This window comes from Pseudoxanthomonas sp. z9 (genome assembly GCF_006542425.1).
GTDB lineage: Bacteria > Pseudomonadota > Gammaproteobacteria > Xanthomonadales > Xanthomonadaceae > Pseudoxanthomonas_A.
In genome coordinates, this window is sequence record NZ_VFID01000001.1 from 125,551 (window position 1) to 142,644 (window position 17,094).

Sequence of the window (17,094 nt, forward strand, 5' to 3'; positions counted from 1 at the left end):
GAATTCCGTGTCGGTTCGGTAGGAAAGCGAGGCGAGGATCAGGCCGGCACGTGGCAGACCGCTTCGACGTTGTTGCCGTCGGGATCGATCACGAACGCGGCGTAATAGTCGGGATGGTAGTGCGGGCGCAGGCCCGGGGCGCCGTTGTCGGTCGCGCCCGCAGCCAGGGCCGTGGCATGGAAAGCATCGACGGCGGTGCGGTCGGGGGCGATGAAGGCGACATGGGTACCGGTGCCCGGACGGGCACCAGTGCCGACCCAGAACGCCGGCTTGCGTGGCGGTCCGAACCCGCAGCCCTGGTAGCCACCCGGGCCGGTTTCACGTTCGGTCACTTCCATGACCACCGCGTAGCCCAGCGGCGCGAGCACGCGCTCGTAGAAGGCGCGGCTGCGTGGATAGTCGGCGACGGCAAAACCCGCATGGTCAATCATGTCGACACACCTTGGAGGAAAGAGGGCGGCGCGTTCCCCGCGCCGGTGGCGTCAGCGCGCGGGCACCCAGGCCGGCGCGCGTTTTTCCAGGAAGGCGGACAGGCCTTCCTGGCCTTCGGCGGACACCCGCAGGCGCGCGATCAGCGCGGCGTTGTCGGCATCCAGGCGATCACGGTCCGCGTGTGCGGCGACCCGGCTGACCAGTTGCTTGGCGGTGGCGGCGGCCAGGGGTCCGGCCTTGAGCAGCAGGTCGATCTGGCGTTGCACCGCCGCATCCAGCGCGTCGGCTTCGACCACCTGGTGCAGCAGCCCGATGTCCCGCGCGGCGGCGGCGTCGAATATCTCGGCGGTCGCGAACCAGCGCCGGGCCTCGCGCGGCCCGATCGCGGCGATGACATAGGGAGAAATCACCGCCGGCAACAGACCGAGCTTGCTTTCGGTCAGTCCGAACTTCGCCTCCGGCACGCCGATGGCGATATCGCAGCAGGCCACCAGGCCGACGCCGCCGCCGAACGCCGCGCCATGCACGCGTGCGAGGGTCGGACGCGGCAGTTCGTCCAGCGTGCGCATCAGCCGGGCCAGCGCCAGCGCGTCTTCGCGGTTCTCGGCTTCACCGGCGGCGGCCATGCCGCGCATCCAGTTCAGATCGGCTCCGGCCGAGAACGAGGCGCCCGCACCTTCCAGCACCACCACCCGGACATTGGGGTTGGCTCCAGCCCCCTCCAGTTCACGGGTCAGTTGCGTGATCAGGCCGGCGTCGAACGCGTTGTGCAGTTCCGGGCGGTTCAGCCGCAGCCGCAACACGCCATCATCCAGATGGCTGGCCAGCGCTGGTGCGTGCGGCTCCGTCATGTCTGCTCCTCCCGAAAGCGGCAAATGATAGCCCCTGCGCCGATTTTGGCCTTCGTGCGCTGCGGCGATGCTACAATGAGAATAGTTCGCATTTGAGAGTTGCCGCGTGATGCTGACCGAATTGCCTCCCCGGACCCTGGCCATCGTTGAATCGGTCGACGACAGCCACCCCAACGACAACATCGCCCGCCGCCTGCGTGAGCTGGGATTTGTCGACGGCGAGGAGGTGCAGATCGTCGCCAAGGGACCGCTGGGCGCCGAACCGCTGCTGGTGCAGGTGGGCTTCACCCGTTTCGCCCTGCGCCGCAGCGAGGCGGCGCGGATCCGGGTCCGTGCGGCGGGAGCGGCGGCATGAGCGCGCAGCCATTGCGGCTGGCCCTGGTCGGCAACCCGAACTGCGGCAAGACCGCGCTGTTCAACCAGCTGACCGGCAGTCGCCAGAAGGTCGCCAACTACGCCGGCGTGACCGTCGAGCGCAAGGAAGGCCGCCTGCACACCGCCTCTGGACGCAGCTACGCGCTGCTGGATCTGCCCGGCGCCTACAGCCTGCATGCCGCCAGCCTGGACGAGGCGGTCACCCGCGATTTCTGCCGCGGCTTCCTGCCCGGCGAAGCGCCGCCGGACGTGCTGGTGTGCGTGGTCGATGCTACCAACCTGCGCCTGCACCTGCGTTTCGCGCTGGAAGTGCGCGAGCTCGACAAGCCGATGATCCTGGCGGTCAACATGATGGACGCCGCCCGCCGCCGCGGCATCCGCGTGGACCTGGAAGCGCTGTCGCGCGAGCTGGGCGTGCCGGTGGTGGAGACGGTGGCGGTCAAGCACAACGGCGCGCGCGCGCTGGTCGAACAGATCGAGCGCATGGCCGATGCGCCGCATCCGCCGAAACACCGGCTGGGCGGCGACGCCGACCTGCACGCGGAGACGCGCCGTCTGCTGTCGCTGGCGGTGGATATGCCGCAACGCACCGCCCGGGTGGACGACGCGCTGGATCGCTGGCTGCTGCATCCGGTGATCGGTTTTGTCGCCCTGATCGTGGTGATGTTCCTGATTTTCCAGGCGGTCTACGCCTGGGCGACCCCGTTGATGGATCTGATCGAGGCGGGCACCGGCGCGCTGGGCGAATGGGTGGGCGGCACGCTGCCGGAAGGCCCGCTCAACAGCCTGCTCGTGGACGGCATCATCGCCGGCGTCGGCGGCGTCATCGTTTTCCTGCCGCAGATCCTGATCCTGTTCGCCTTCATCCTGGCGCTGGAGGAATCCGGCTACCTGCCGCGCGCAGCCTTTCTGCTGGATCGGATGATGGCTTCCGCTGGTCTGTCGGGGCGTTCCTTCATCCCGCTGCTGTCGAGCTTCGCCTGCGCCATTCCCGGCATCATGGCGACCCGTTCGATCCAGGATCCGCGCGATCGCCTGGCGACGATCCTGGTCGCGCCGCTGATGACCTGTTCGGCGCGCCTGCCGGTGTATGCGCTGCTCATCGGCGCATTCGTGCCGGAGAAGAAAATCGGCATGTTCAACCAGCAGGGCCTGGTCCTGTTCGGCCTGTACGTGGCGGGCATCCTGAGCGCGCTGCTGGTGGCGTGGGTGATGAAGAAGTGGCGCCGCGACAAGAGCGAGCATCCGCTGATGCTGGAGCTGCCGTCCTACCGCATTCCCCATCCGCGCGATCTCGCGATTGGCCTGTGGGAACGCGCCTGGATCTTCATGCGCCGGGTCGGCGGCATCATCCTGGCGATGACGGTGCTGCTGTGGGTGTTGCTGAATTTCCCCGCGCCGCCGGCCGGCGCGGTGGGACCGGCCATCGACTACAGCTTCGCCGGCCGCATCGGCCACGCGATGGCGGTGTTCTTCGCCCCGCTTGGCTTCAACTGGCAGATCTGCATCGCGCTGATTCCGGGCCTGGCCGCACGCGAGGTGGCGGTGGCGTCGCTGGCCACGGTCTACGCGCTGTCCGCGGCCGACGACGATGCGGCCGCGCAGGCGCTGTCGCCGTTGATCAGCGATGGCTGGTCGCTGGCCACCGCACTGTCGCTGCTGGTCTGGTACATCTATGCGCCCATGTGCCTGTCCACGTTGGCGACCATCAAGCGGGAGACCAACTCGTGGAAGCAGATGTCCTACGCGGCGTTCTACCTGTTCGCGATGGCCTACGTGGCCTCGCTGCTGACCTACCAGATCGCCAAGGCGCTGGGAGCGGGCTGACGTGGACGGCTCGCTGATCCTGCAATACGCGATCATCGGCCTGCTGGCGCTGGCCAGCGTGTGGGTGGTGCTGAAGAAGCAGTTTCCGGGCACGCTGCGCAAGGCGCGGGTGGCGTTGGCGCTGCCGTTGCTGCGCGAGGGTCGTCCAGGCTGTTTGCATGCACTGGGGCGCTGGATTGCGCCGGAGCCGCGTGGTGCCGGTGGTGGGGACGGTTGCGGTGGCTGCAACAGCTGCGGACCTTCGTCGAAGGTCTGACGACCTCACACCACCCGCGCCAGTACCCAGCCGACGAAGAAGCCGTACGAGGCCAGCGTGGTCCAGCCATTGCCCGCGGCGGCGGACAATGGAATCCGCTGGCTGCGCGCGTAGAGTCCGTCAAACAACGCAAGGCCCAGCGGGACCATGGCGAAACCGACGGCGCCGGCCGACAGCGAGTCCGAAAGCCAGGTCGGCAACAGCGGCTGCATCGCGATGCCGCCCAACAGGAATCGCAAGGCATCGAAACTGCGCCGCCAATGGATCAGGGCGGCGGGAATCACCAGCGGGTAAGCCAGCCAATCCACCCCCGACGCCCCAGCCACGATCAGGCCCGTCGCCGCCAGCAACACCGGTATCAGCGCACGTTGGTTTTCATTGGTGGAACCGTGGGCGCCGAGGCTGATCGCATGCAGCCACACCATCAGGCGCCATCCGCCCTGGATGGCCAGCGCACCTCCACCGACTACCAGCGCGGTCTGCAGGGCAGGGCGCGATTGCGCGAACACGACCGGTGCGAGCAGATAGCCCAGCAGCGCCAGCAGGGCGGCGCGCGCCAGCATCGGCAACCAGCGCCAGACGCCGAGATAGTCCTTGCGGGCAAGCTGCCGGAAAAACCGGTCCTGCCCGGGATCAATGCCCTCCGGCAGATCGCCGTAGTCCTCGCGCAGGCGTTGCGACAGCCGGGCGATGCGCGCGGACATTCCCGGCACGCAGGCGACGGCCAGCGCCTGCGGCCATCGGAAAGGGCGCTTGAGCTGGCGGATCGCCAGCGGGCGAGGTTCGTCGTAGCGGGAGGTCTGCTCCCGCTCGATCGCCCAGCGCACCGCCATGCGTTGTCCCAGCCAGTAATCCTGCTGGCCGAAGAAGGTTTCCAGCGCGGACAGGTTCGCGGGCGGAATCGTGATGCCGTCGTAGCCCAGGCGCTGGAACAGCGCGTCGCCGACCGACTGTTTCAGTTCCAGTTGGTAAAGGTCGTCGTGTGCCGCCAGCCAGGCCGACAGTACGGCGGGAGGCGTATCGCGGGCCCGTTGCACGGTTTCCGCAAAAAAACCATCGAAGTCGAAGCGTCGCGTGGTCGCATCCGCAACCGCGGAGGCCGCCGCTGCAGCGGCGCTGGCGACCGGCGATGGCAGGTGCGGCGTGCGCCCGGAGATCAGCGCGTCCAGTTGTTCCGCGTCGAGCAGGACAGTGTGCGCCGTCGCGGGATCCGCCAGCAGTTCCGCTTCCCCGTGTCCATGTTCCCGTCCGGCCCGCGGCTGGCCGTCATCACCGACCGTGGCTTCGTCGGCGGCTTCGATGTCGTCTTCCTCTTCCTCCCAGGTGGCCGCCATCGCCCGCTGCCGGCAATGCTGGAGGGCCTGCTGGTAGGCCTCGTGCAGGCGCTGGAAGCCCTCCGGATCGTCATCCGGCCGGGTGACCTTCAGGCGTCGCGCGTAGGCGCGCTTGATGGTGGTTTCATCCGCGTCGCGGGGAACGCCCAGCAGATCGAACGGAGCCATCTCAGGCCTGCGACTCGATGTGCTGGAGCATGGCGGCGAAATGGGTACGGTGTTCGCGGATCACGTCCGGATCCTGGCTGTCGAGCGCGCCCCGGAAGCGCACCAGCGCGTCCTGCAGATCGCCGCGTGCCCACAGCAGTTCCTCGTACAGGCGTTCGGCGCGGGCAATCAGGCTGAGGTTCTCCTGCTGGTCGCGCGGATGGATCTTGAGTGCCGCCAGCGCCGCCAGGCGTTCGCGGATCTCCGCCTGCGAGAGGATGCCCGGGTTCTGTTCCAGGATGACCTCGTGGGTCTCGCCGGTGGCGACCACGGTGGCCTCGACCTGGAGCAGGCCGTTGACGTCATAGGTGAAACGGATGTCGACCGGGTTCTCGTGCGCGGCCTTGGCCGGGACCGCCACGCTGATCTTGCCCAGCCGCACGTTGTGCTCCACCCGCGGGCTTTCGCCCTGGAAGATCTCGAATTCCACCTGCCGTTGCCAGTCCTGCAGCGGCTGGTAACGCTCGATCCGGCTGACCGGCACCGTGCTGTTGCGATGGATGATTGGTGAGAAGATGCCGCTGGTGACCTGGCCGTTGGCCCCCTGCTGGCTGGTGCCGACGCCGAGGGTGTGCGGACAGACATCGGTGAGGATCACTTCCTCCAGCTTCTCGTCGCGCGCCTTCATGCCCGCCGCGATCGCCGCGCCCACCGCGATGGCTTCGTCGGGATTGATGTGGCGCAGCGGCAGCCGGCCGAACATGCGCGAGACCAGCCGCGCCGTCAGCGGCATGCGCGAGGCGCCACCGACCAGCACGATATCGTCCAGTTGCGCGGGCGTGAGCCGGGCATCGCGCATCGCGCGCTCCAGCGGCGCGCGAAGCCGCTGCACCAAGGGTTCGCAGATGCGCGCGAAACGGGCTTCGTCCAGCTGCCAGCTGCGTGCCTGCCCGGCCAGCGTCAGTTCGACGGCATGTTCGGTGGCCGACGCGTGCGAGAGCTCGCGCTTGAGCAGCTCCAGCCGCCGCAGCAGTTGCGCCGATTCGGCCGGTTGCAGGGTGCCCGCGGCGATACCGAGATCCTGCAGGCAGGCATCGCGCAGCGCATGCAGGAAATCCTCGCCGCCGAGGAAGTTGTCGCCGGCGCTGGCGTGCACTTCCATCACGCCCTCGAACATCTCCAGGATCGACACGTCGAAGGTGCCGCCGCCCAGGTCGAACACCAGGAAGCGTCCGCCGCCCTCGCGCTGCTGCAGGCCATAGGCCAGCGCCGCCGCGGTGGGTTCGTTGATCAGCCGCTCGACCTTGATGCCGGCCAGCTCGCCGGCGATGCGGGTCGCCTTGCGCTGGGCATCACCGAAGTAGGCGGGCACGCTGATGACGGCTTCGCTGACCTTGTGGCCAAGGTGCGCCTCGGCGTCGGCGATCAGCGCCCGCAGCACCAGCGCCGACAGTTCCTCCGGCCGGAAGGAATGCTTGCCGAGCCGGGTGACCCGATCGGTGCCCATCCAGCGCTTGAAATGCGCCACGCTGGATTGCGGATGGGTGATCAGGCGCTCGCGCGCGGCTTGCCCGACCAGCACCGCGTCCTGGCCATCCACGCTGACCACCGACGGCGTCAGGTAGCTGTTCAGCGCATTCGGAATCAGCTGCGGTCCCTGTTCGCCATACAAACCCACCAGCGAATGGGTGGTCCCCAGATCAATGCCGACAATCATTCAGTCCCCTGGATCCTTCCCTGCATCGGCGATCAGTGTAAGGGCAGGGAAGGAATGGCGGGTACCGGGGGACGCGACGCGGTCGCAGCCGGATGGTCTTCAGCGCCGCGGCCCGCGGCCGCCCGGCCGCGGGAACATCTCCACGCTCAGGGTGAAGGTGCGCTGCTCGCCGGGCTGCATGGCGCCCACGCCAACCACCTGGCGGGTGACTTCCTCGCCGCGGTCGTTGCGGATGCTCATCACCACCGAGTACTCCCAGGGACCGCCATCGGCGGGATGGCGGACGCTGCCCTCCACCTTCAGCGGCACCACCGTCTGCGCCGTGCGCGCGGCCGCCAGCGACGCCTCGTCGAAGCGCAGGTGGTGGCGGCACGCCGGGCAGATCGCGGCGCTTTCCAGGATGGTGGTCTTGCAGTGCGGGCAGGTACGGGTCGCCCCGGCCATCCCCGGGCGCGGGCTGCTCATGCCTTAGCCGGCGTCTGGACCGTTGGCCGCCTTGGCGGCGCGCGGCGCGGCCTTGTCCTCTTCCCAGCCGAAGTCGGCCTGGCCGCGCATCCGCGAACCGGCGGCGACGGTGAGCGAGCCGGCCTTGACGTCGCCCACGAGCACGCCGGAGGCGAGCAGCTCCACCCGCGAGGCGGATTCGATGTTGCCCTCCAGCTCGCCGGCGATGATCACCTTCTTGGCGCGCACGCCGCCGTTCAATTTGGCGCCGTTCTCGATGGTGAGGTCGCCCTGCACGTTGACGTCGCCCTTGAACTTGCCGGCGATGCGGATGTGGCCGGTGCCTTCGATCTTGCCCTCGATGGTCAGGTCGGCGGCGATCAGCGATTCCTTGACCTCGCGCTCGGGAGCGGGGGCGGCGCGCATGCCTGGCGGGTTGCTGACGGTCGGGGAAAAATCCGCGGCCGCCGAGGCTTCGCGCGCGGGCGCGGGCGAGGGCTCCGGCGGCAGCGGAACGGCATCCTTCTTGGCGGGGCCTTGGTCTTTCCAGATGGACATAAAGCGGCAACTCCGGGCGATGTGAACGCCCGACTATCGCCCGTCGTCCGGGTCAAGGTTGTGACCGCCTTTGCCCATTGGTCGGTTCGTCGCCGTGATTCATGCACGGGTCGGCGATGTGCAGGCCACGCTCACGCAGCTGAAGAGGGGCGGCTCAGCGGCCGCCGGCGACGTCGAGGAAGGTGCCGCTGGTGTAGCTGGCTTCCCCGGAGAGGAGCCAGAGGATCGCCCGCGCGACCTCTTCGGGCTGGCCGCCGCGTTTCATCGGCACGAACGCCTTGACCCGTTCCACCCGGTCCGGTTCGCCGCCGCTGGCATGCATGTCGGTATGGATGAACCCGGGGCGCACCGCGTTGACCCGGATACCGTCGGCTGCGACTTCCTGGGCCAGGCCAATCGTGAGCGTATCCAGCGCACCCTTGGAGGCGGCGTAGTCGACGTACTCGCCCGGGGAACCGGTGCGCGCGGCCACCGAGGACACGTTGACGATGGTGCCGCCGCGGCCACCCCGGCGGGTCGACATGCGCCGGATCGCCTCGCGGCAGCAGACCAGGGGGCCGATCACGTTCGTGGCCAGGATGCGCTGCACGCGGGCCGCGTCCATCGCCTCCACCCGCATCTGGGTTTCCAGCACGCCGGCGTTGTTGACCAGCGCATCGAGCGGACCGAAGGCGTCGTCCACTTGCGCGAACAGGCGTTCCACTTCGGATTCCACCGCGATATCGGCGGCGAACGCGGCCGCCTGCCCGCCGTCGGCGCGGATGCGCTCGACCAGCGCCAGCGCGGCGACGGCATCGCGCCGGTAGTTGATCGCCACCGAGTAGCCGCGCGCGGCGGCCAGGCGGACGGTGGCCGCGCCGATGCCGCGACCGCCGCCGGTCACCAGCAGGACAGGCGCCGCCATGGACTACATCCGGAACACGCCGAAGCGTGCCGGTTCGATCGGTGCGTTGAGCGACGCCGACAGGCCCAGGCCGAGCACGCGGCGGGTGTCGGCCGGATCGATGATGCCGTCGTCCCACAGCCGCGCGGTGGCGTACCAGGGACTGCCCTGGGTTTCATACTGCTCGCGGATGGGAGCCTTGAAGGCTTCTTCCTCTTCCGCCGCCCAGTGGCCGCCGCCGGCCTCGATGCCGTCGCGGCGGACCGTGGCCAGCACGCTCGCGGCCTGCTCGCCGCCCATCACGCTGATGCGCGCGTTGGGCCACATCCACAGGAAGCGCGCGCCATAGGCACGTCCGCACATCGCGTAGTTGCCGGCGCCGAAGCTGCCGCCGATCACCACGGTGAACTTGGGCACCGACGAACAGGCCACGGCGGTGACCATCTTGGCGCCGTCCTTGGCGATGCCGGCGTTCTCGTACTTGCGGCCGACCATGAAGCCGGTGATGTTCTGCAGGAACACCAGCGGGATGCCGCGCTGGTTGCACAGTTCGATGAAGTGCGCGCCCTTGAGCGCGCTTTCGGAAAACAGGATGCCGTTGTTGGCGATGATGCCGACCGGGTAGCCGTGCAGGTGGGCGAAGCCGGTCACCAGGGTCTTGCCGTAGCGCGCCTTGAATTCGTCCAGTTCGCTGCCGTCGGTGACGCGGGCGATGACCTCGCGGATGTCGAACGGCCGGCGGGTATCCTTCGGCACGATGCCGTACAACTCGTCGGCCGGATGCAGCGGCTCGCGCGCTTCGCGCACCGCGACCGGCACGGCCTTGCGCCGGTTGAGATTGCCGACCAGGCGGCGGGCGATCTGCAGGGCGTCGCGATCGTCCTCGGCGAAATGATCGGCCACGCCGGAAACGCTGGTGTGCACGTCGGCGCCGCCCAGCGCCTCGGCATCGACCACTTCGCCGGTGGCGGCCTTCACCAGCGGCGGGCCGCCGAGGAAGATCGTGCCCTGCTCCTTGACGATGATCGATTCGTCGCTCATCGCCGGCACGTAGGCGCCGCCGGCGGTGCAACTGCCCATCACCACCGCGATCTGCGGGATGTTGTCGGCGCTCAGGCGCGCCTGGTTGTAGAAGATCCGGCCGAAGTGCTCGCGATCCGGAAACACCTCGTCCTGCAGCGGCAGGAACGCGCCGCCGGAATCGACCAGGTAGATGCAGGGCAGGCGGTTCTCGCGCGCGACTTCCTGTGCGCGAAGGTGCTTCTTCACCGTCATCGGAAAGTAGGTGCCGCCCTTGACCGTGGCATCGTTGGCGACCACCACCACTTCCTGGTCCATCACCCGGCCGATGCCGCAGACCATGCCGGCCGCCGGCGCGGCGCCGTCGTACATGTCCTCCGCGGCGAGCGGAGCGATTTCCAGGAACGGTGAGCCCGGATCAAGCAATGCGGTGATGCGGTCGCGCGCCAGCAACTTGCCGCGCTCGGTATGGCGCTGGCGTGCCTTGTCGCCACCGCCGTCCGCGGCCCGCGCCAGCCGGCGATCGAGTTCGGCGACCAGCGCCCGGTGGTAGTCGGCGTTGTCGAGGAATTCCTGCGAACGCGGATCGAGTTGCGAAGTGATGGCGGACATGCGGCGACCGGAACGGGAAAGGCGGCATGTAAACACAAAGCCGCAGGTCCGCCAAACTTTCCGCGCCGCAAAAAACAAGGCCCGCTTGCGCGGGCCTTGTCGTGTTCGGCGTTGGCCGGACGATTACTTCTTGGCTTCTTCAGCCTTGGCGTCAGCCTTGTCGGCCACTTCGGCAGCCTTGTCAGCGGTCGCCTGGGCAGCGTCGGCCACGGCGCCAGCCGCGGTGGCGGCGGCATCGGTGGTGGCAGCGGCAGCGGCGTCGCCAGCCTGGGCAGCAGCGTCGGCGGTGGCGGCGGCAGCGTCGGTGGCGGCAGCGGCAGCAGCGTCACCAGCGGCGGCGGCGGCGTCACCGGCGGCGGCAGCGGCGTCGCCAGCGGCGGTGGCAGCCTGGTCGGCGGCGGCGGCAGCGTCGGTGGCAGCGGCGTCGGTGGTTTCGCTCTTGTTGCAGGCGCTCAGGGCCAGAACGGCGGCGGCCAGCAGGATGTAGAACTTGGTCTTCATTTGGATCCCCAGTGAGGTTTTGGTTGAGAGCAAAACGGGTGAGCGTCCTTGCCCGCTGGGACAGCGGCGCCAGTGCCCGGGCCCGGGTACAGAAAAAGCCGCCAATCAACCGGCGGCTTTTTCAATTTTAACGCTATGAAGCTAAGAAGTGATTACTTCTTTTCTTCGGCCGGAGCAGCAGCGTCCTTGGCAGCGTCGGCAGCCTGGCCGGCAGCGTCGGCAGCCTGGCCAGCGGCGTCGGCAGCGGCGTCGCCAGCGGCGGCGGTGCCAGCGGCAGCGGCGTCGGTCGCGGCGGTGGCAGCAGCGTCGGCGGCGGTGGCAGCGGCGTCAGCCGACTGCTGGGCGGCGTCGGCGGTCGCGGTGCCGGCCTGGGCGGCGGCGTCGGCAGCAGCCTGGGCTTCGGTCGCAGCGGCGTTGGCGTCGGCAGCGGCGTCAGCAGCCTGTTCCTGGTTCGAGCACGCAGCCAGGGCGAAACCCAGGGCCAGCGCGATCAGAGCCTTGTTCATGGTCATGTTGCATTTCCTCGTCGTTAGTTAGGCAACGCGCTATTGCGCGCCTGCAACATGATGACAAGCCAGTTACGCCTGTCAAGCGGTCCGCTGGTTATTTTTGTCAAACCTTCGTTAAAGCACCCATCGGACCGCCAAAAAGGCAAGCGGCCGGGTATCCGCAGGGATACCGCGACCGCGGGCAGGGTCGATGGCTCAGACGATTTCGACCGCGATCGCGGTGGCTTCGCCACCGCCGATGCACAGCGACGCCACGCCGCGCTTGCCGCCACGCTGGCGCAACGCGTTGATCAGGGTGACCACGAGTCGGGCACCGGAAGCGCCGATCGGATGGCCCAACGCACAGGCACCACCGTTGACGTTGAGCTTGGCGTGCGGGATGCCGAGATCCTTGATGGGGGCCATCGCGACCACCGCGAACGCTTCGTTGACCTCGAACAGATCCACCTGGTCCACCGTCCAGCCGACCTGCTTGAGCAGCTTGTCGATGGCGCTGACCGGGGAGGTGGTGAACCATTCGGGCTGCTGCGAAAAGGTGGTGTGGCCGACGATCTTCGCCAGCGGCTGCAGGCCGCGCCTGGCGGCTTCCTCGGCGGTCAGCAGGACGGTCGCGGCGGCGCCATCGGAAATGCTGGACGAGCTGGCGGCGGTGACCGTGCCGTCCTTCTTGAAGGCCGGCTTGAGGGTCGGAATCTTGGCCAGGTCGGACTTGCCGGGCTGCTCGTCGGTGCCGACTTCAATCTCGCCCTTGCGGGTGGCGACCTTGACCGGAACGATTTCGGCGTCGAAGGCACCGGACTGCTGGGCGGCCTGGGCGCGCTTGACCGATTCGGTCGAATAGGCGTCCTGCTCCTCGCGGGTGAAGCCGTACTTGGCGGCGGTGGCCTCGGCGAACACGCCCATGGCCTGGCCGTCGTACGGATTGGTCAGGCCGTCCCAGGCCATGTGGTCGACTGCCTGGAAGTTGCCGAAGCGGTTGCCGGTGCGCGAGTTCGGGATCAGGTGCGGGGCGTTGGTCATCGACTCCATGCCGCCGGCGACGACGATGCTGGCCGAACCGGCCTTGATCAGATCGTGCCCCAGCATGATCGCCTTCATGCCCGAACCGCAGACCTTGTTGATGGTGGTGCAGCCGACATCGGTCGGCAGGCCAGCGGCCAGCGAGGCCTGGCGGGCGGGGGCCTGGCCCAGGTTGGCGGGCAACACGCAGCCCATGATGACCTCGGAGACATCGGCGGCGGGGACGCCGGCCTGCTCCAGCGCCGCGCGGATGGTCGCCGCGCCCAGGGTCGGGGTCGGCACGCCGGTGAACTGGCCCATGAAGGAACCGATGGCGGTGCGCTTGGCGGCGGCGATGACGATATCGGACATGAAACGGAACCTCGTGTAGGGGTGGCCGGATTATCCCGCTCGCGGTGCGGTGCAGCAATCGGCCATTCGGACAGGGGAGAACCGCCCGGCGGACCGGGCGGCGGTGGAGTGCCTGTTCAGGCGCGGCCGTCGAACAGTTCGCGGCCGATCAGCATGCGCCGGATTTCGTTGGTGCCGGCGCCGATGGCGTAGAGCTTGGCGTCGCGGAGCAGGCGGCCGGTGTCGAACTCGTTGATGTAGCCGTTGCCGCCCAGCGCCTGGATGGCTTCCAGGGTGACCTGCACCGCGGCCTCGGAGGCATGCAGCAGGCAACCGGCCGCGGCGGCGCGCGAACCCGTGCCGGCGTCGTAATCGCGCGCGACCTGGTAGGCGAAGGCGCGGCTGGATTGCAGGGCGGTGTACATGTCGGCGAGCTTGCCCTGCATCAGGCCGAAGGTGCCGATTGGCGAATCGAACTGGCGGCGTTCGCGCACGTAGGGCAGGGTGATGTCCATGGCCGCCTGCATCAGCCCGATCGGGCCGCCGGTCAGCACCAGCCGCTCGGTGTTGAGGCCGCTCATCAGCACGCGCACGCCCTGGTGGACTTCGCCCAGCACGTTTTCCACGGGGATCTCGCAATTCTCGAACACCAGTTCGCAGGTGTTGCTGCCGCGCATGCCCAGCTTGTCCAGCTTCTGCGCGGTGGAAAAACCCTTCATGCCGCGCTCGACGATGAAGGCGGTCATGCACTTGCTGCCCGCCTCCTTGCCGGCGGTGCGCATGTAGACCAGCAGCACGTCAGCTTCCGGTCCATTGGTGATCCACATCTTGTTGCCGTTGGCGACCCAAACGCCGTCGCGCAGTTCCGCGCGGCAGCCCATCGAACCGACCACGTCCGAACCGGCGCCCGGTTCGCTCATCGCCAGCGCGCCCTTCCACTCGCCGGTGCACAGCTTCGGCAGGTACTTGCGGCGCTGGGCGTCGTTGCCGTTGAGGAACAGGTTGGACACGCACAGGTTCGAGTGCGCGCCATAGCTCAAGCCGACCGAACCGGAGGCGCGCGAGATTTCCTCCATCGCCACCAGGTGGGCGAGGTAGCTCATGCCGCTGCCGCCGAAGGCCTCGTCCACGGTCATGCCCAGCAGGCCCATGTCGCCCAGCTTGGGCCACAGGTCCTGCGGAAACACGTTGTCGTGATCGATCTGCGCGGCGCGCGGGGCTATCTCGGCATCCGCGAACCGGCGCACGGCGTCGCGCAGCGCGTCGATGTCCTCGCCAAGTGGAAAAGCAGCGATTGAAACGGGTCGCATTCGGTCCTCCCTCCTATTGCGGCCTGTGGGTATTGGCGATCAACGCTCTCCGCGCAGATGCCCCATGAAGCGTGGTGCGGTCCGGCCCAGCGGCAGCTTGAGCTTGCCGATGGCGGCGATGCGCGCCTCGGCGATGCGGTCGGCGGCGTACTGCGGCGCGAGGTTCTCGCGTTCGGCCAGATCGAAGATCTTGCTGACGGTGTGGTAAATGGTGCGCATCATCCGCATCGCGCGCTCGCGGTTGTAGCCGTCGATTTCCAGTGACACGTTGATGACGCCGCCGGCGTTCACCGCGTAATCCGGCGCGTACAGGATGCCGCGCTTGGCGGCCTCCACGCCGGTGACGTGCGACATCTGGTTGTTGGCGGTGCCGCAGATGACCTTGGCCTTCAGGCGCGGCAGGGTCTCGGCGTTGATCGCGTATTCCAGCGCGCACGGCGAGAACACGTCCACCGGCAGGTCGTAGATTTCGTCCGGCTTGACCGCCTCGGCGCCGTATTCCTCCACCGCGTACTCCACCAGCTTTGGATTGAGATCGGTGACGAACAGCTTGGCGCCGCGTTCCTTCAGCAGTTTGACGAACTCCATGCCGATATGGCCCAGGCCCTGCACGGCGAAGCTGTACTTGCCGATTTCCTCGTTGCCGAACTTGCGGTTGAGGGTGGCCATCAGGCCCTGCAGCGCGCCGTAGGCGGTGAACGGGGCGGGGTCGCCCGAACCACCGTGGACCTGGTGCACGCCGACCACGTATTCGGTCTCGCGGTAGACGTTCTCCATGTCGTTGACGTCGGTGCCCACGTCCTCGGCGGTGATGTAACGACCGCCCAGCGAGTCGACATAACGGCCGAACGAGCGGAACAGCACCTCGGTCTTGTCGGCGGTGCTGTCGCCGATGATCACGGCCTTGCCGCCACCGACGTTGAGCCCGGCCAAGGCGTTCTTGTAGGTCATGGTGCGGCTGAGCCGGAGCGCGTCGGTCAGCGCCGCCTGGCTGTCGCCGTACGGGCGCATGCGCACCCCACCCAGGGCCGGACCCAGGACCGTGCTGTGAACCGCGATGATGGCCTTCAGGCCAGCGTCGGGGTTGTGGCAGAAGACGACCTGCTCATGGCCGGACGTGTCGAGGGTTTCGAAGATCATCTGGGGCTCCGGTGCGGCGTGGGGCCGCGGGCTACGCCGGGTGGCTTTGGCTAACCGCTTGTTCGAAAAACAAAAAAGCGACGTTTCCGGCTCGCCGTGGTCGTCGCAGGCGGGCATTCTAATCCATACGGCCGGCCGGGGGCAGTTTGTGGAAGGGATCCCGTTTTCGTGCCGCTCCCCGGCCAGCTGACAGATGCGAACGACCGTGCTATTTTGCCGGCCATGAATCTGTGCGCCGCCACCAGCAAGGGCACCGCCACCCGCGAGATGATTGTCGAGCGGGCCTATGCCATCGCCTGCCGGCAGGGCTTGGAAGGCCTGTCCATCGGCGAACTGGCGCAGGCCGCGGGCATGTCCAAGAGCGGCGTGTTCGCGCACTTCGGCTCCCGCGAGGATCTGCAGCTCACCTTGCTGGACTGGACCGCGCGCCGCTTCGGCGAGGCGGTGATGGCGCCGGCCCTGCGGCAGCCGCGCGGACAGGCGCGGCTGCGCGCGATCATGGACGGCTGGTTCGCCTGGGTGCGGGCCAATCCCGATGGATGCGTGATTCTCGGCGCCGCCAACGAATACGACGCCCGTCCCGGGATCATGCGCGAGCGCGTGATCGCCTGGCTGACCGAATGGCGCGGCGTGGTCGCCAAGGCCGCGCAGATGTGCATCGACAGCGGCGAGTTCGCCGCCGACACCGATCCGGTGCTGGTGTCGTTCCAGTTGTTCGCCATCACCGAAGGGCTGCACAACGCCCGCCTGTACGACCCCGCCCAGGCCGAAGCCCTGGCCCGGCGGGCGCTCGATCACCTGTTCGCCTCCTACGCCGCCTGATCCGGAGAGTCCCCCATGGCCGCCGTCGTTTCGCCAAGAAAAAGCACGATCGTTCGCAAAAATGTCCGCCTGCTGCCGCTGCGTTCCGCCTTCGCCGTGGGCAGTTGGCTGATGCCGGAAGCCACGCTCCAGCGCGCCTTCCGCCTGTTCGGCACGCCGATGCCCGGTGGACGCGAGCGCGCCCGCCGCAGCGATACCTGGGGCGCCAGCGTCCACACCTTCGCGCACGGCCGCGAACGGCTCGCCTGGTATGCCTGGGGGGACCTCCAGCGCCAGCCAATCGCACTGCTGGCGCATGGCTGGTCGGGCTATGGGCTGCAACTGTTGCCGTGGGTGGAACCGCTGCGCCAGGCCGGCTACGCGGTGGTGGCACTGGACCAGATCGCACATGGTCGCAGCAGCGGGTACCGGGCGACCCTGCCGATGTTCGCCGACGTCCTGCACCGTTTCGCCGAACGCTTCGGCGGCGTGCAGGCGCTGGTCGCGCATTCCCTCGGCGGGGCCGCCGCGATGATCGCGCTCTCGCGCGGGCTGAAGGCGGAACGCGCGGTCCTGATCGCGCCGGCCGCCGATCCCATCGCCGCGGCGCAGCGCTTCGGTGGCTTCGTCGGTCTCGCCGCGCATCTTTCGGCTCGCCTGTTCGACGAATTCGAGTCGCTGACCGGCATGGCGGTGGAGGGATTCCAGGCGCACCTCAATGCGCCCCGAATCGCCAGTCCCGCACTGATCGTCCATGACCTGGAAGACCGCGAAGTGCCTTGGTCGGAAGGCGAGCGCTATGCGCGCTACTGGCCGGAAGCGCGGCTGCTGAGCACCACCGGGCTCGGACACAACCGCATCCTCACCGACCCCGGCGTCATTGCCGCGGCGATGTCCTACCTGGACGGACGCGCGGTGGGGCAGCGCGTCGTGTCCACGCCGGACCTGCCTTACGGATTCGCCTGAACAGGCGTTCGACCCGCTCTGCGTCGCCGCGCCAGACGGCGGCGTAGGGTGCTTCGACCCA

The 17,094-nt window shown here is 68.3% G+C and carries 18 protein-coding genes; 5 read left to right on the forward strand and 13 right to left on the reverse strand.

The window, feature by feature from the left end; genetic code table 11:
* Positions 1 to 38: 38 nt before the first annotated feature.
* The gene (locus FG323_RS00560) at positions 39 to 431 is read right to left on the reverse strand and encodes a VOC family protein (RefSeq protein WP_141452486.1); all 393 of its coding nucleotides are present in this window, start codon (positions 429 to 431) and stop codon (positions 39 to 41) included.
* A gap of 51 nt (positions 432 to 482) precedes the next feature.
* Entirely contained in the window at positions 483 to 1,283 is an 801-nt protein-coding gene (locus tag FG323_RS00565; protein WP_141452487.1) for an enoyl-CoA hydratase-related protein, read from the reverse strand.
* Positions 1,284 to 1,389: 106 nt separating this feature from the next.
* On the opposite strand from FG323_RS00565, the gene FG323_RS00570 reads away from it, so the two are divergent.
* The 3 genes from FG323_RS00570 to FG323_RS00580 are packed head-to-tail and all read left to right on the forward strand — an operon-like array spanning position 1,390 to position 3,741.
* Positions 1,390 to 1,638 (forward strand): ferrous iron transport protein A, encoded by a 249-nt coding sequence (locus tag FG323_RS00570; protein WP_141452488.1) that lies wholly within the window; start codon positions 1,390 to 1,392, stop codon positions 1,636 to 1,638.
* Positions 1,635 to 3,485, forward strand: coding sequence for a ferrous iron transport protein B (feoB, locus tag FG323_RS00575; protein ID WP_141452489.1), 1,851 nt, complete (start codon positions 1,635 to 1,637; stop codon positions 3,483 to 3,485). The genes FG323_RS00570 and feoB overlap by 4 nt, the downstream gene beginning before the upstream one ends.
* A 1-nt stretch (position 3,486) precedes the next feature.
* The gene (locus tag FG323_RS00580) at positions 3,487 to 3,741 is read left to right on the forward strand and encodes a DUF6587 family protein (RefSeq protein ID WP_141452490.1); all 255 of its coding nucleotides are present in this window, start codon (positions 3,487 to 3,489) and stop codon (positions 3,739 to 3,741) included.
* A 5-nt stretch (positions 3,742 to 3,746) separates the two neighbouring features.
* Here FG323_RS00580 and FG323_RS19570 read toward each other — a convergent pair whose 3' ends face one another.
* The 11 genes from FG323_RS19570 to FG323_RS00635 form a co-directional block, all read right to left on the reverse strand.
* A complete protein-coding gene (locus FG323_RS19570; protein ID WP_181444035.1) occupies positions 3,747 to 5,243 on the reverse strand; it encodes a hypothetical protein in 1,497 nt (498 codons plus the stop codon).
* Position 5,244: 1 nt separating this feature from the next.
* Positions 5,245 to 6,939 (reverse strand): molecular chaperone HscC, encoded by a 1,695-nt coding sequence (locus tag FG323_RS00590; RefSeq protein ID WP_141452491.1) that lies wholly within the window; start codon positions 6,937 to 6,939, stop codon positions 5,245 to 5,247.
* 99 nt (positions 6,940 to 7,038) lie between these two features.
* Positions 7,039 to 7,404, reverse strand: a complete 366-nt coding sequence (locus FG323_RS00595) for a hypothetical protein (RefSeq protein WP_141452492.1) — start codon at positions 7,402 to 7,404, stop codon at positions 7,039 to 7,041.
* A gap of 3 nt (positions 7,405 to 7,407) precedes the next feature.
* Complete coding sequence (locus FG323_RS00600; protein WP_141452493.1) at positions 7,408 to 7,941, reverse strand: polymer-forming cytoskeletal protein; 534 nt, start codon at positions 7,939 to 7,941, stop codon at positions 7,408 to 7,410.
* A 154-nt stretch (positions 7,942 to 8,095) separates the two neighbouring features.
* Positions 8,096 to 8,845, reverse strand: coding sequence for an SDR family oxidoreductase (locus FG323_RS00605; RefSeq protein ID WP_141452494.1), 750 nt, complete (start codon positions 8,843 to 8,845; stop codon positions 8,096 to 8,098).
* 3 nt (positions 8,846 to 8,848) lie between these two features.
* A complete protein-coding gene (locus tag FG323_RS00610) occupies positions 8,849 to 10,456 on the reverse strand; it encodes a carboxyl transferase domain-containing protein (RefSeq protein WP_141452495.1) in 1,608 nt (535 codons plus the stop codon).
* 123 nt (positions 10,457 to 10,579) lie between these two features.
* Positions 10,580 to 10,957, reverse strand: a complete 378-nt coding sequence (locus tag FG323_RS00615) for a hypothetical protein (protein WP_141452496.1) — start codon at positions 10,955 to 10,957, stop codon at positions 10,580 to 10,582.
* A gap of 152 nt (positions 10,958 to 11,109) precedes the next feature.
* Entirely contained in the window at positions 11,110 to 11,469 is a 360-nt protein-coding gene (locus tag FG323_RS00620) for a hypothetical protein (protein ID WP_141452497.1), read from the reverse strand.
* Between the two features lie 192 nt (positions 11,470 to 11,661).
* Complete coding sequence (locus tag FG323_RS00625) at positions 11,662 to 12,837, reverse strand: thiolase family protein (RefSeq protein ID WP_141452498.1); 1,176 nt, start codon at positions 12,835 to 12,837, stop codon at positions 11,662 to 11,664.
* Between the two features lie 116 nt (positions 12,838 to 12,953).
* Positions 12,954 to 14,126 (reverse strand): acyl-CoA dehydrogenase family protein, encoded by a 1,173-nt coding sequence (locus FG323_RS00630; RefSeq protein WP_141452499.1) that lies wholly within the window; start codon positions 14,124 to 14,126, stop codon positions 12,954 to 12,956.
* A gap of 39 nt (positions 14,127 to 14,165) precedes the next feature.
* Entirely contained in the window at positions 14,166 to 15,266 is a 1,101-nt protein-coding gene (locus tag FG323_RS00635; RefSeq protein ID WP_141452500.1) for a Glu/Leu/Phe/Val dehydrogenase dimerization domain-containing protein, read from the reverse strand.
* 222 nt (positions 15,267 to 15,488) lie between these two features.
* Here FG323_RS00635 and FG323_RS00640 point away from each other — a divergent pair, with 222 nt between their 5' ends.
* Positions 15,489 to 16,088: a TetR/AcrR family transcriptional regulator gene (locus tag FG323_RS00640; RefSeq protein WP_141452501.1), complete on the forward strand. Its 600-nt coding sequence runs from the start codon at positions 15,489 to 15,491 to the stop codon at positions 16,086 to 16,088.
* Between the two features lie 15 nt (positions 16,089 to 16,103).
* Entirely contained in the window at positions 16,104 to 17,033 is a 930-nt protein-coding gene (locus FG323_RS00645) for an alpha/beta fold hydrolase (RefSeq protein ID WP_141452502.1), read from the forward strand.
* Positions 17,034 to 17,094 lie beyond the last annotated feature (61 nt).